This window comes from Enterococcus caccae ATCC BAA-1240 (genome assembly GCF_000407145.1).
Lineage (GTDB): Bacteria > Bacillota > Bacilli > Lactobacillales > Enterococcaceae > Enterococcus_L > Enterococcus_L caccae.
In genome coordinates this window covers 170037-184598 of the sequence record NZ_KE136473.1, presented here as the reverse complement: position 1 = coordinate 184598, position 14562 = coordinate 170037, and the positions used below count along the sequence as shown (strand labels likewise).

General features: G+C 36.7%; 14 protein-coding genes. 5 read left to right on the top strand and 9 right to left on the bottom strand.

The genetic code is table 11. The annotated features are described in order from the left end of the window. Positions 1-21: 21 nt before the first annotated feature. The 8 genes from infC to opp1B form a co-directional block, all read right to left on the bottom strand. Complete coding sequence (gene infC / locus I580_RS06395) at positions 22-543, bottom strand: translation initiation factor IF-3 (RefSeq protein WP_010763961.1); 522 nt, start codon at positions 541-543, stop codon at positions 22-24. A gap of 311 nt (positions 544-854) precedes the next feature. Then, positions 855-1655: a Cof-type HAD-IIB family hydrolase gene (locus I580_RS06390; RefSeq protein WP_010771139.1), complete on the bottom strand. Its 801-nt coding sequence runs from the start codon at positions 1653-1655 to the stop codon at positions 855-857. Between the two features lie 14 nt (positions 1656-1669). Beyond that, complete coding sequence (locus I580_RS06385; protein WP_010771138.1) at positions 1670-2455, bottom strand: Cof-type HAD-IIB family hydrolase; 786 nt, start codon at positions 2453-2455, stop codon at positions 1670-1672. Positions 2456-2722: 267 nt separating this feature from the next. Further along, positions 2723-3844 carry an RNA-guided endonuclease TnpB family protein gene (locus I580_RS06380; RefSeq protein WP_010771137.1) on the bottom strand — a complete coding sequence of 374 codons (1122 nt, stop codon included), beginning with the start codon at positions 3842-3844 and terminating at the stop codon, positions 2723-2725. 548 nt (positions 3845-4392) lie between these two features. Then, on the bottom strand, positions 4393-5352 hold the full coding sequence (locus I580_RS06375) for an ABC transporter ATP-binding protein (protein WP_010771136.1): 960 nt from the start codon (positions 5350-5352) through the stop codon (positions 4393-4395). Continuing rightward, positions 5352-6413 carry an oligopeptide ABC transporter ATP-binding protein Opp1D gene (opp1D, locus tag I580_RS06370; RefSeq protein ID WP_010771135.1) on the bottom strand — a complete coding sequence of 354 codons (1062 nt, stop codon included), beginning with the start codon at positions 6411-6413 and terminating at the stop codon, positions 5352-5354. Before opp1D ends, I580_RS06375 begins: the two co-directional genes overlap by 1 nt. 5 nt (positions 6414-6418) lie before the next feature. Then, a complete protein-coding gene (gene opp3C / locus I580_RS06365; protein WP_010771134.1) occupies positions 6419-7471 on the bottom strand; it encodes an oligopeptide ABC transporter permease in 1053 nt (350 codons plus the stop codon). Next, positions 7471-8412: an oligopeptide ABC transporter permease Opp1B gene (gene opp1B / locus I580_RS06360; protein WP_010771133.1), complete on the bottom strand. Its 942-nt coding sequence runs from the start codon at positions 8410-8412 to the stop codon at positions 7471-7473. Before opp1B ends, opp3C begins: the two co-directional genes overlap by 1 nt. 81 nt (positions 8413-8493) lie before the next feature. Here opp1B and I580_RS06355 point away from each other — a divergent pair, with 81 nt between their 5' ends. Further along, on the top strand, positions 8494-8841 hold the full coding sequence (locus I580_RS06355) for a DUF3899 domain-containing protein (protein ID WP_010771132.1): 348 nt from the start codon (positions 8494-8496) through the stop codon (positions 8839-8841). Positions 8842-8919: 78 nt separating this feature from the next. On the opposite strand, the gene I580_RS06350 is transcribed toward I580_RS06355, so the two are convergent. Beyond that, positions 8920-10596, bottom strand: coding sequence for a peptide ABC transporter substrate-binding protein (locus I580_RS06350; protein WP_010771131.1), 1677 nt, complete (start codon positions 10594-10596; stop codon positions 8920-8922). A gap of 448 nt (positions 10597-11044) precedes the next feature. On the opposite strand from I580_RS06350, the gene I580_RS06345 reads away from it, so the two are divergent. The 4 genes from I580_RS06345 (at position 11045) to I580_RS06330 (ending at position 14555) form a co-directional block, all read left to right on the top strand. Continuing rightward, on the top strand, positions 11045-12103 hold the full coding sequence (locus I580_RS06345) for an FUSC family protein (RefSeq protein WP_010771130.1): 1059 nt from the start codon (positions 11045-11047) through the stop codon (positions 12101-12103). Positions 12104-12142: 39 nt separating this feature from the next. Then, on the top strand, positions 12143-12778 hold the full coding sequence (locus I580_RS06340; RefSeq protein ID WP_010771129.1) for a pentapeptide repeat-containing protein: 636 nt from the start codon (positions 12143-12145) through the stop codon (positions 12776-12778). Between the two features lie 191 nt (positions 12779-12969). Beyond that, the gene (locus tag I580_RS06335) at positions 12970-13197 is read left to right on the top strand and encodes a hypothetical protein (RefSeq protein ID WP_010771128.1); all 228 of its coding nucleotides are present in this window, start codon (positions 12970-12972) and stop codon (positions 13195-13197) included. Next, the gene (locus I580_RS06330) at positions 13197-14555 is read left to right on the top strand and encodes a tripartite tricarboxylate transporter permease (RefSeq protein ID WP_010771127.1); all 1359 of its coding nucleotides are present in this window, start codon (positions 13197-13199) and stop codon (positions 14553-14555) included. Before I580_RS06335 ends, I580_RS06330 begins: the two co-directional genes overlap by 1 nt. Positions 14556-14562 lie beyond the last annotated feature (7 nt).

The following is a 14562-nucleotide window of genomic DNA, read 5'->3' as shown; positions in this document are numbered from 1 at the left end:
ACTAGTTATCAGCTTGTTAGCTTAATTTTCATTCTTCGGTGCCAGCGTTAGAAACATGCTGCGTCCGTCCATTTTCGCTTTTTGTTCCACTGTAGCAATATCTGCAGTTTCTTCCGCTAAGCGATCAAGAACTTTCTGACCAATTTCTTTGTGGGTAATGGCACGGCCTTTGAAACGGATCGAAGCTTTCACTTTGTCCCCTTTTTCTAAGAATTTACGTGCATTACGAAGTTTTGTATTGAAATCATTTACGTCAATTGTTGGACTTAAACGAACTTCTTTTACGTTGATCACTTTTTGTTTCTTACGAGCTTCACGTTCTTTCTTTTGCGTTTCGAAACGGAATTTCCCGTAATCCATAATTCGCGCAACAGGAGGTTTCGCAGTAGGCGCTACTAGAACTAAATCCAAATTGGCAGTTTCAGCAATTTGTAATGCTTCTACTTTTGTTTTTACTCCTAATTGTTCTCCGTCTTGTCCGATCAAACGTAACTCGCGTGCACGAATGCCGTCGTTCACCATCATATCCTTTGCTATGGTCATTCACCTCCAAGTTTTTTAAGAGAAAATCAATGCTGAAACGCTTATTCCCAAAGTCTGTTATTGTGAAAAACACAATAAAAAACAGGCTCTGTTATACAGACCCCGCGATTTTCGGACTCATATCAATTGATATAAGGAATCCAATATCCAGCCCAGTGACGTTGTCAGCTAAGGCGAGAAGCGGGTGCTTCTGCTTTCATTTCTCAACTTTAACAGTATATGCTATTTATTTGCTTTTGTCAATGCTTTGTTAGTTAAAACAGAAATGAGGAATTGATCACTTCTGTTTTAAGCTTTTTTGTTCCTATTTTTTAGTTCCCAAGTAGCTCTGCTATTTTCACAAGCACACCATTTTCATCATTGGATAGAATAATTTCTTTGGCGGCTACTTTCACTTTGGGTTGTCCATTACGCATTGCATAACTATATTCCGCATGCTTTAACATTTCTAAATCATTACCGCTATCACCAAAAGCAGCTACTTCATGTTTTTTTATGCCCCATAATTCTTGAAGTTGTAACAATCCATGCGCTTTATGAATTCCCGGAATGATTAGATCCACATCGCCATGTCCACTAGAAACAGGAGTTACTTTATCACCCAATGCTTGATGTAATTGATCGAGCACTTCTCCTACTTGCTCAACTGGAAAACTCAAAGCAAACTTGAATAGAGTATCATCTTTTACTTCGAATAAATTAGGTACTTTTTTTAATCGATGGTAATATTTCTTGCCGTGTTCGACAAAAGAATCAGGTTCAGATTCAGCAACATACGCACTATTTTTACCGCACAAAATCGTGTGCCCCTCTTTAAAATCAGCTAAAATAGTAAGTACTTCATGAATAGTGCTTGAATCGATTTCACCTGTAAATATCTCTTTCCCTTCACTCACCACATAAGCGCCGTTTTCTGCTACAAATGACAATTCCTCTGCAATTTCTGGAAAGAAAGATTTAAGTTGATAATATTGATTCCCGCTAGCCACAACAAAACGAACATTTTGTTGTTTCATTTGTTTGTACAATTGATTGAAACTTTTACGATCATAATCTTGTTGACTGTTCAAAAACGTTCCGTCCATGTCTACTGCAATCATTTTTACTGTCATTCTTCTACTTCCTTTCAGTCTAATAGTCCAAAATGGTGCAATCCAAACCAGACCCCATTATCCACATGTGATTTGGTGATAAAATCTGCCTGACTTTTTACGTGTTCCGAAGCATTGTCCATTGCAATTGCCGTTTGTACAGCATCAAACATCCCTAAATCATTTTCTCCATCACCAAACGCGTAGGTCGGTACATGGTTTAGTTTCAAGTTTTCGATTACTTGCTGGATACCTGCTTTTTTTGACTGACCGTTTAAAACAACTGCCATTGAATATGGACTGTCCCTGAAAAAGGTAAGCCGATCAGCAAAAGCTACTCGATACATTGTATCTTTTTCTTGCTCTTCTGAAAAAAGATACAGCATATATATATCATGTTTCTTGTGAAATTCGGTTGAAATCATTGGCATTGGCGCATTATCCAAATGATACAATTTTTCCATAGTTTTATTAGAATAGCGAGCAGCATATTCTGTTTCTGTATAAAAAGCCAAAGAATGTCCTAAATTCTCAGTGAGAGCCATCAATTCTTCAATCAATTCTAATGGAATTGTATGCTTTGAGATGACTCGATTTTCAGCAACATTGAATTGACCATTTAAACTTATATAAGAATTGATTGGTGTATCTTTTGTGATTTGTCTGATTTCCTTTGGCGATCGCCCACTGGCAATCAATGGTAAAATATTTTTTTCCTTTAACTTCAAAATGACTTCATGATTCTCTTTTGGTATTTTTGACTCTTTATCTAGTAATGTTCCATCTAAATCAAAGAAAACAAGTGCTTTATACTCCTTCATGCGGCCCCTTTTCTTCACCTTTATTTACTATTATTGTACTATATTTTTAACGGATACAACAAAAAACTTTATTCTATCTTATCCAAACTATTGGTTGCTTGAATTAAGAGGAATAAAGTTCAATTTTTTATTTTTCATTAACTAATAATTAGTGAACTATTTCTATTAACTAGAAATTTCCTAGAAAAAGATAAATGATCGACTAAACGCTATATCTATCTTATATGCCCTAGGCTATCCCTGTAGTCCCTACAGTTCTTTACTTTGTTAATTGCCTGTTGTTTCTTTCAGTCCTTGGATCAATACGTTGATACTAGCAGCAGTCTCAGGATCTTGCAGTCCTTTTTGCTCATTGATATCTTGAGTAAAAATTTGACTCACGTTATTTTCTGAATGTTCAGAACATTTTCCGCAAGCTAAAACCTTGATCACTCTTTTGTTATACCATGTAGCTTTATATTCAAGCTTTGAAACAAATAAAGCCCAAGAAACATCTGAGATGCCACGATGTAACTTACTATTTCTATAAAAATCAGCTTGATGAATATCTTCTATGCAAATCAAATCGTACTTTCGAACAATTTCTGTCGTGATCTTATTAAGAAAATCGATTCGTTGATTCATCAGCTTTTCCCGCATTTTCGCTACTTTCAATTTTTGTTTCTGGTAATTCTTTTGTTGGGAAAGATCCGTCCCTTTTGCTTTTGCAATTTCTTTACGACGTGTCAGTTTTCTTTCTTCTCTCGTGATTCGCTGCTCGAATTCTTTCGTAAATTTATCATTGTCGATACGTCTACCGTTTGATAATATCGCAAATTCAGAAGCACCTAAGGTTATGCCAACCGCCGAATAGGTCTTCTCGATCGTTGGAATTTCCTCTTCACATAAGATTGAAACAAAATATTTGTTACTGGGAGCCAAAGAAATCGTTGCTGACTTTATTTTCCCTATTACTGGACGATGCATCTTCATTCTCACTAACGATTTTAATTTAGGTACTTTTAAATATTTTTCATCAATAATTTTCACTGTACCATTTTGATTATTCGTTGTATAAGAGCAAACAGAATCTTTTTTCTGTTTCAATTTGGGAAAACCAATTGACTTTTCTCTGTGAAATTTTTTAAATGCTCGATCCAAATAAACTTGCGCATTCGATAAAGCTAAACTATCCACTTCCTTTAAACAAGGATACTCTTTTTTATATTGAGCAGGTGTCGGTAACTTAACTTTTAAATTAGGGTCCTCTTTCAGTTGCTTATACAACTTAATCCGTTCCTGTAATAAAAGATTATGCACAAGCCTTACACAAGAAAAAGTTTTTTTAATAAATTCTTCTTGTGATGCCGTAGGGTAAAGCCTGTATTTATAAGCCTTTAATACCTTCATTTGAATACCACCCTACCAATAAAAAGCTGAATGAGACGTTTAGCTCTTGAGCAAGTTAGGAAATATATTGAAAGATGCTTTTTATCTTTCAATATATTTATCTACTTGCCGAGAGAGCTGTCTCATGAAGCTAGATTGAATAAAAAGCTGAGCGGGCTCGTTTAGTCTCGACTGAAAAATAGGAAAATCTAACTGAGGTGCTTTTTGCCTCATTTAGATTTTATCTTTTTTCCGAGAGACTAGCCTGCGAAGCTAGACTAGATAAAAAGCTGAGCGGGCTCGTTCAGCACCGACTGAAAAATAGGAAATTACGATTGAGACGCTTTTTGTCTCACTCTTATTTTATCTTTTTTCCGAGGTGCTAGCCCGTGAAGCTAGACTAGATAAAAAGCTGAATGAGACACCTAACTTACTGAGAGCGTTGTCTCATAAAGCCATCTAAAATCATTACGTCAGAATGAAAACTGATTCATTCATCTAATGTTTTAAAAATTCTAGCTAAGAAAAAATGATTTCTTTTCTTAGCTAGTCTTTTGTTTTCCAAGGGACTACTCGTGATTCGCTTGGGCTTTTTTCTCTTCAATTTTCTTACGGTAAACGTCAACTTCATCTTCCGAACAATACACATAATGCTCAGGTGTGATTTCTCTTAGTTTACGTTCTTTGTTGTCTTCTGGTTGTGGTTTATAAACGATACGTTTACGTGTACGCTCATAATCTGGATCAGGCAATGGGATAGCTGATAGTAAACTTTCAGTATACGGATGTACACCAAAGTTATACACATCATCACTTGACCCCATTTCCAATAATCTACCGCTATGCATCACGCCGATACGGTCACTGATATGTTTCACCATGGATAAATCATGGGCAATAAACAAGTAAGTCAGGCCAGCATCTTTTTGTAAGTCTTGCAATAAATTAACGACTTGCGCTTGGATTGAAACGTCCAATGCTGAAATTGGCTCATCACAAATGATGAAGCGTGGATCAACAGCTAATGCTCTTGCAATCCCGATACGTTGACGTTGTCCACCTGAAAACTCATGTGGATAACGTGTACCATGACTTGGATCAAGACCAACGACTTTTAGTAATTCGTTGACTTTTGATTCGCGTTCAGCTGCATCTTTCGCTAAATGATTGATGTCGATTCCTTCTGCAATAATATCATTGACTTTCATTCTAGGATTCAACGAAGCATAAGGATCTTGGAAAATCATTTGCACTTCACGACGAAATGCTTGCATTGCTGATTTTGAACGAATTTTACTGATATCATCCCCATCAAAAATGATTTCGCCATCGGTTGGGTCATATAAACGAATTACACTGCGACCTGTCGTTGATTTACCACTACCAGATTCTCCAACCAACCCGAAGGTTTCGCCTTCATAGATATGGAAACTGATATCATCAACCGCTCTTACTTCATCAGGACGTCCAACGTTAAAATATTGTTTTAGTCCTTTAACATCTAAAAGTACTTTTCTTTTTTCACTCATTATTTAACGCCTCCTGCAGTCGTATTATGGCGCTCAGCGTAAATCGCCCAACGTCTTACAATCTCAGCTGGAGGAGTGATTTTTGGTGCTTGCGGTGCTAATAACCACGTTGCAGCTTTATGAGTTGGTGATACTTCAAAATACGGTGGTGCTTCTTCTGCATCGATCTTCATCGCAAATTCATTACGCGGATAGAAAGCATCTCCTTTTGGTGGATCTAACAAATCGGGAGGTGAACCAGGAATCGCGTATAGCTTATCTTCTGTTCCTTCCATTGTCGGCATTGAGCCTAATAAGCCCCATGTGTATGGATGTTGTGGATTGTAGAAGATTTCTTCTGATGTTCCCACTTCAACTAAACGTCCACCGTACATTACCGCTACACGGTCAGCCACGTTTGCTACCACACCTAGATCATGGGTGATAAAGATGATCGATGTGCTGATTTTTTGTTGTAAATCTTTCAATAGTTCTAAAATTTGCGCTTGGATCGTAACATCCAAAGCGGTTGTTGGTTCATCGGCAATCAGAACTTCTGGGTAACAGATCAAAGCAATCGCAATCACGATACGTTGACGTTGTCCACCTGAAAATTGGTGAGGGTAATTTTTCAAACGTTTTTCAGCGTTTGGAATCCCTACTAATTTCAATAATTCTAACGCTTGATCCAAGCCTTCTTTTTTAGAGACTTTATTGTGTTTGATTAACGATTCCGCAACTTGCTTGCCAATCGGCATTGTTGGGTCCAATGATGTCATTGGGTCTTGGAAAATCATTGCAATTTCTTTTCCACGAATGGTTTGCATTTGTTTTTCCGTTTTGTGTACGATATCTTCACCTTTAAACAGGATTTCTCCATTATCGATGTTTGCATTACTGCTCAATAATCGCATGATACTTCTAGTAGTCACTGATTTACCACTACCAGACTCTCCTACGATCGCAAGTGTTTCCCCTTTGAACAGCTCAAAGCTAACGCCACGAATAGCATTTACTTTTCCAGCAAACGTATCAAAAGAAATCTGTAAGTCTTTTACTTCTAATACTTTTTCCATAGTCATTCACTCTACTCTTTCATCTTAGGATCGAAGGCATCACGTAGTCCGTCAGCTAACAAGTTGAAACAAATCATTACGACTGACAGTGTTACGGCAGGAATCCACATCAAATATGGAAGGAAGCGGAACGTTTTATATCCTTCATTTAATAATGTTCCAAGTGAAGCGGTCGGCGGTCTTAATCCTAAACCAATGAAACTTAGAAACGCTTCGAAGAAAATTGCTGATGGGATACTGAACATCATTTGAACAATGATCACACTCGAAATATTCGGTAAAATATGTTTTACGGCAATCTTCAAACGAGATTCCCCTAATGTTTGGGCAGCTAAAACAAATTCTTGATCTTTTAGTTTCAACGTTTGAGCCCGAACAATTCTGGCCATTGAAATCCAGTTAGTAATCACCATCGCTAATACGATTGACAAAATACCTGGATCAAAAACAGTTAGCATTAAGATCATGACAACAAGGTTAGGAATTCCAGAAAGAACTTCCAAGATACGTTGCATCACTGTATCCACACGTCCACCTAATAGTCCTGAAATCAAACCGTATGTTACACCGATCGTAATATCAAGTAAAGCTGCGATAAATGCGATCAATAATGAGATACGCGTTCCCATGAATAAGCGACTTAATACATCACGACCTAGTCCATCAGTTCCAAGATAAAAGTTTACATTATCAGGAACATTGGCTTGGGCGTATTTGTCTACCATTTTACCAGCAACGTTAGCTGTACCGTTAAATCCATTGATACTATCTAAAAATGGAATACGCGGTGGTAAGTTGATGTATGCTACATTTTGTTGTGTTGGGTCATGAGGTGAGACCCAAATAGTGATAATCGAAATAAAGATGATGATTCCGAGTAAAATCAAAGAAATCACAGCAGCTTTATTCTTTTTCAAACGACGCCAAGAATCTTGTAAAAAACTCAATGACGGTGTTGCAATTCGTTCACGTTCCTTGGTTGTTGATGTATCCAAAGGTTGGAATTCTTTTGCAGGTATTTCTTTGATTTTATCTGGGACATTGTTTAAGTCAACTGTTTCCATTAACCTTTGGCACCTCCTGAAACACGAATTCTTGGATCGATCAATCCATAAAGTAAATCAACGATCAAAATAACAAATACTAGTAAAGCAGAATATAAAATCGTTACAGCCATGATTGTTGGATAGTCATTCGTCATAATTGATTTTACAAACTGTTCTCCAATACCTGGGATAGCAAAAATATTTTCAACAACTAAAGATCCTGTCATCAACCCAACAGCTAATGGGCCGAGTAATGTGATCAAAGGAATCAAACTGTTTCTAAGTCCGTGTCTCACAGCCACTTGCCAACGACTCAAACCTTTGGCACGAGCTAACTCTACATAGTCACTATGTAAAACTTCAACCATCTCGGTTCGTATAAACCTGGCAGAATCGGCCATCGGACTCATCGCCAGAGCAATCGTTGGTAGAATCGTATAAGCAAAACCATTCCACATTGCGATTGGTAATACTTTTAATTTCATGGCAAAGATATACTGTAACAATACGGCAAAGACGAAGTTAGGAATTGAACGTCCTAAAATTGCCATTAATGTCGCTAATGTATCTACCCATGTATTTTGGCGCATCGCTGCAATGATTCCTAGTAAAATACCGACTAGTGTACCAAAGATAATGGCTTGCGCCCCTAATTGAACTGACGGTCCAATACGACCTGCCAAAAGTTTTGCTACTGGTTGATTTTTGAATTGGAATGAAATACCAAAGTCACCAACTAGCAGATTTTTTAAGTAAATTCCATATTGAACGATCACGGGTTTATCTAAACCAGATTGCTTATTCAACATAGCAATTGTTTCTGGACTAAGTTTTTCTTGGTTGGTATAAGGAGTACCTGGTAATAATTGCATTAAGAAAAACGTAATCGTTGCGATCAACCACAATGTGATGATCATAAAGAAGACCCGTTTAAGAAAATATTTTCCAAAACTGTTCAAGAATGACACCTCCGAGATTATTTTGACTTCATCAGCTTTTTTCGATAAAGTAAGGATAGAAAATTAAGTAAGGATGAGCACATGAAAAACTTTAAATGGCCCTTGATTACCTCAGCGGTCTCAAGCATCGGTATTTTCACTTACCTAGTGATAAATCAATCACTAACTATCCGTTCTGTATCTGATACCTTCTTCATTGTTTCATTATTCTTTCTGATTATCGGTCTAGCCTTATGGATTATGTCCTCAGGTTTTTTTGATAATTTCCAACGTTTTATGAAAATGCATTTTCGCTTTAAAAAGAAAAATGAACCGAAAGAATTCATCCCATTTTCAGAAATCGGCAAAGCTCATCAGCTTTACTGGCTTGAAACTGGGGGTATTTTACTGATTGTCGCTATTGTTTCTTTATTATTTTACTTTTTATGAGCAAAGATAGCAAGAGGACCGTTGCCTTTTTATTCAAAGAGGGCAAAGGTCCTTTTTGCTATTGACTATCCATTTCGATTATTCTGAGATATAAGCCCATTTGTAATCAAATTTTGGTCCAGCTGGGTGGAATGCAATCCCTTTAACTTTTTCTGAACGCATACGAGCTTGAGCTCTTTGGTAAAGTGGAACAACACCCATATCATCCATAATAACCTTTTCAGCATCGATCATATTATCCCAACGTTTTTCAGGATCATTGGCATTTGTTGTCGCTGCTGCTTTAACATTTTTATCGTATTCAGGGCTACTATAGTGACCACGGTTATACGAATTTCCTGTTTCAAATAGATTCAAGAAACTACTTGGATCAGCATAGTCTGCTCCCCAACCGCCGATTGTTGTTGTAAAGTCGCCTTTGTTTGAACGATCTAAACGAACAGCAAATGGTACGGGACTAACAGTAACTTTTACACCATCTAATGTAGATTGAATAGCGCCTTGTAGATACTCAACTGTTTTCTTAGAAGAATCTGTATCTGAAGAAAGAATGTCCATATCTAGCTTAGTGATACCCAATTCTTTTTTCGCTTTTTCCCAATACTCTTTTGCTTTTTTCTCGTCATGTGCAATCACATTTCCTGCTTCATCAGCAAAATCTTTATCTCCTTTAGGACTTGTTGACATATCTGCTGGAACAAGACCTTTTGGTTCTATTGAACCATCTCCTAAGATTGAATCAACTAATGATTTGCGATCGATTGAATACGAAATTGCTTTTCTTAGGTTTTCATTTTTAAATGGTGAATTTGCCTCACGTTGATTTAATTCCATATATTGAGTTGATGCTTCTTTTTCAATAACGAATTCTGGGTCACTCGCCATTTGTTGTGCTAGCTCGCCACTTAATACCACTTCATCTACTTGACCATCTTGGAAAAGATTCAATGATGTAGGCGCTTCTTTCACAACACTTACTTTAACTTCGTCTAATTTAACAGTCTTGTTATCCCAATAGTCTTTATTCTTTTTAAGAGACCATTCTGTATCCGTTCCTGGTCCGTCAAAATCGGCTAAAGTAAACGGCCCATTATATACTGCATTTTCGCTGTTTGCCGCAAATTTAGCACCATATTTTTCCACAACGTCTTTTCTTTGTGGGAAGAATGAAGGGAATGCAAATAAGTAATCCATGAACGGTGTTACTTGCTCTAAAGTGACTTCTAATTCATAATCACCAACTGCTTTGATTCCTAATTCAGATTTGTCTTTCTTGCCATCCATGATGTCTTGACCATTTTTAACAGCACTGTAAAGGGAAGCATATTCTGAAGCTGTTGCAGGATCAACGGTACGTTGCCATCCATAAACATAATCTTCTGCTTTTACAGGTTTTCCGTCAGACCATTTAGCATCTTCGTTTAACTTGATTTTGTAAACAAGACCATCTTCACTCATTTCTGCTTTTTCAGCAGCACCAGCTGGTTGTGGTTTATTTTTTTCATCTAAACGGTAAATTCCTTCATAAACATTATTCAAAGCTGTAAAACTAACCTCATCAGTTGCTAATGATGGATCAGCACTTGGCATTTCTTGTTGTTCATTAATACGGAAAATTTGTTCTCCGCTTGCTTTGCCATCAGCCTTTTTTGAGCTGCCTGAATCGTCTGTATTTCCACCGCCATTACCGCACGCTGCGAGTGTTAAACTAAATAAAGTGATGAATCCAAAAGCAAATGATTTCTTTAACTTCATTCTTTTTTCCTCCCTAAAAGACCCTGAGTATTTTCTGAAAAATCAGAATTTAATAATTATTTATTGTACTGAGGTATAGTTTACAATTTTTAAATTAAAAAATCAAGAATAATCTTATTCTTTCTTAATACTCGCATCATTAAATTTTATCTTCCTTAGAAGTGATTTCTTAGAAATAGCCATAGAAAGCTGAATAGGCTTAGTCCGTTCTAACTGAAAAACAGGAAAACACGATGGGAAAACTTTTTATACCATCAGAGGTTTTCTTTTTCCAAAAGGCTATATTGGGTAAAAAGCGATTGTCTTCTTATAAAAAAATATGTTAGATTAGTATATAGAAGAAAAAATAATTTGACAGTCGCAAACAGGGCTCTTTTACTTGACGGTTTCCAACAGGTGAGTTGAAAACGATTTGTCCCATTTCATATTATTAAAAAGGAGTGATCAGATGCATCGTTCATCTTTTTTCAAAGAATTAACTACATTTCATAAGCCTCAAAAAGCACCTTTTCGCCTGATTGGTGCGGGGATTTGTATGGCAGTGCCATTATTCATTGGTTATTTCTCTAATAATTTATTGATTGGCAGTTTTGGTTCTCTAGGGATTTTTACTTTTCTTTATTATCAAACGCTTCCGTTGAAGGAGTTGTTGACCCTTTTAAGTTCAGTCGGTGCTTTTTTACTTTTTGGAAATCTCGTTGGTGTTCTTAGCACCCATATTCCATGGTTGATTCCAATTGTGATTGCTTTGATCAGCTTTAGTGCTCGAATTATTTTTAGGTTATACAGGATAGCTAAGCCAGGGGCTTTTTTTATTGTCATGGTAACAGCTATGGGCAGTGGAACTAAAATTCCTTTGGACAAAGTTCCCGTCATGATGAGCTATGTTTTATTAGGTGTTCTAACGTCACTTGTAGTGGCTGTCATCTTATACTTTATTGAAGGTGAATCTCCAGTACCGCAAAAAAAAATATCTTTACAGGAACGACTTTATACAGATCCTGCGGCACTTCTTGACGCTCTGCACTATGCTGCTATTTTATTTTTAGCAACGTATATCAGCCAATCACTACATTTGACCAATGCTTATTGGATGATTGTTTCTTGTGCTGCTGTTTTGCAAGGTGACAATTTACGAGCAGTTATGCATCGTAATATACAGCGAATCTTAGGTACCATGATTGGATTGTTGATTGCTGCGCTTTTATTGAGTATTACATTTACTTCTCTGGAAACCATTTTTCTGATCTGCTTTTTCTTTTTGACCGTGGAGTTCTTCATCAAACGAAATTATACGATCGCCAATTTTTTCACAACACCAATGTCTTTATTATTAGCGAATTTAGCTCGTCATCAATATTTGGTAAGTTTGTTGAATTATCGGTTGATCGGTATCGTCTTAGGGAGTCTTTTGGGGCTTTTAGGCGCTTTTGTATTGACGACTTGCTTGAAATTTTATAATCGCGCTTATCAATTGAATGAGAATTTGGATAAAGAAATAGAATAATGGCGGCTAGTCTGTCCTATAATCGTGGAGGGTTTATCTATGAAAATCAAAAAGCCTATTGCTCCCTTATTACCTAAGCTAACAGAGACTGATTTTATTTCACTAGATGATGAAATCATTATAGAAGGTTTCGTATTAAAGGATCAAGATCTTAGCTATCAAGATATACGAAATTTAGTTTTTAGAGAATGCAAGTTTGAAAAAATCACAATGAATCGAAATCATTTAGAGCGTTTTGACTGTAGTAATGTGATTTTTGATCATTGTGATCTTTCCAATACAGAATGGATTGGGGCTAGTTTCCATCAAGTTCATTTTCGTCAATGTAAGTTGACTGGAACAAATTTTGCTGAAAGCTACTTGCGAGATTGTCTCTTTGAAGATTGTTTGGCCGACTATTCCTCCTTTAGCTCAACAAATCAAAAAGTTGTACACTTTCAACACACAAGCTTAAATGATACTGAATTTGTTGAAGTTACTTGGAATAACCTTTCGTTGGAAAGCTGTTCCTTAACTGGTAGTAATTGGTTCCATACAAAATTGGCAAGTTTAGACTTAACGAAGAATACTTTTGAAAAAATTGCTCTCTCCCAAGAATTGCTTAAAGGGTTGAAAGTAACCCAAGAACAAGCAATCACGATTGCAGCAGGACTCGGTTTAGTGATTGATGAATAAGGAATAAATGAGAGAACCTTCGAAGCAGCACTTGTTGCGTGTGCCGATCGTTCTTTTTTTCTTGCAAAAATTATTAATAAGAAGTTAATTTTTTTATTAAACAGAATCTAAACATTTTACTTCATTTACTTTTTTGGTACACTATTGTAGCTTGATAATTGTTCTCACTTAGTCAATTAGGGGGATTTTAAATGAAAAAGAATTTGATTGCGCTTTGGGGTGACTTAGTAGATTTGAAAGATTTGGTCATAGCAATTGTTATTTGCAGTGTGACAACGATGGGAAGTTTCTTTTTAGCACCTGCACAAAATACAACGAAACAACTATTTTTTGGCTTAGGTGGTGCTGTTTTGGGTTTCATTATTAGTACCTTTTTAATTAAACCAAAACGAAATGTGATCATGGAGGACGACGACTAATGGATATTGGATTACTCTTTCAAATGTTGTTAGCTGTGATTGGTGCGATTGTTTTATATACATTTATCGGCTTTGTACCAGGAACAGATGAAACCTCTGTTTTAATGCCTGTTACTTTAGCAGTCGTTTTAGCTGGTGTTCAACCAATTGTGGTGTTAACGTTCTTTATCTCCGCAATTACGACTTTAAATTTGATGAATGCTATTCCCACTGCATTAGTTGGATTACCAGGTGGTGTCATGTCCACACCGATGATCGAACATGCCTTATATTTAAAAGAACGTGGCTTAGCTGCAACGAGCATCAAAAAAATGGCAACAGGTTCGATTATTGGAACTGCCGTTGCTATACCTGTAAGTTTACTTTTAGCAAATATTTTAGCGCCTTTTTCCGATTCCGTGAAAGCCTATGCGCCATTACTATTTGTTTTTGGTGCGATTTTTTTATCGTTGATTGGAAAAAATAAACTATTAGCTTTGATCAGCATTATCCCCTTGGGTTTACTATTCCAAGGTTTACGTTATCTTTACTGGGGTATCGGCGTTGTGCCTAAAGAAAAAACAGTAACGGTCTCTTTCTTCTTAGGCATCACGATCGGTCCTTTGCTTGTTGCTTTATTAGGTCTATTAAATAAACAACAACGAGATGCTCTGCCACGACATGAAAAAAAACAGATCAAACTAAGCAAATCCGATGAACACCAAGCTTCACTTCATCCATTCCAAACAATAACGAAAAAAGAAGCGAGTACAAGTATTATTGTTTCCCTACTTTCAAACTTCCTCTTTTTTTTAAGCCCAGTCGGCTTGACGATTTTATTTGGTGAAGCAGTAGCAAATAAGGAAAAAGATCCTGTAAAGAAAGCAAGTATGGCAATCACCTCAATGAGTGCTTTATCACATGCAACCTATCTTTCTGGCGTGATCATCCCGCTGATTGCTTTGGGCATTCCTTTGTCACCAGTGGCGGTTGGACCTGCCAATGCTTTATTCAATGCTCCGCCTGTTTTTACCTTAGAACATAACCTCCATCATTTATTAAGTAGAGGAGAATTTGTTTTGGCGATTCTTTTTGCGGGGATCTTGGCTTCAGCTATTACATACTTCATTGCGATGAAATATGCTCGTCAGATGACAGCTTTCGTTTTGAAAAAGATTCCTCATGAAGCAATTTTAGGATTATTTATCGGGTTTATTTTATTACTAGCTTATATGGATGCTGGTTTGATCAATATTTTTGGTGTTTTGCTCGTAGGAATCGTTTGTGGTACTCTTAATAAGATGGGCGTAAATTATGGCGTTCAGTTCATGATTCTCTACGCAGCACCTTGGATCACGACACATCTGATATTTAAATAAAAGGACT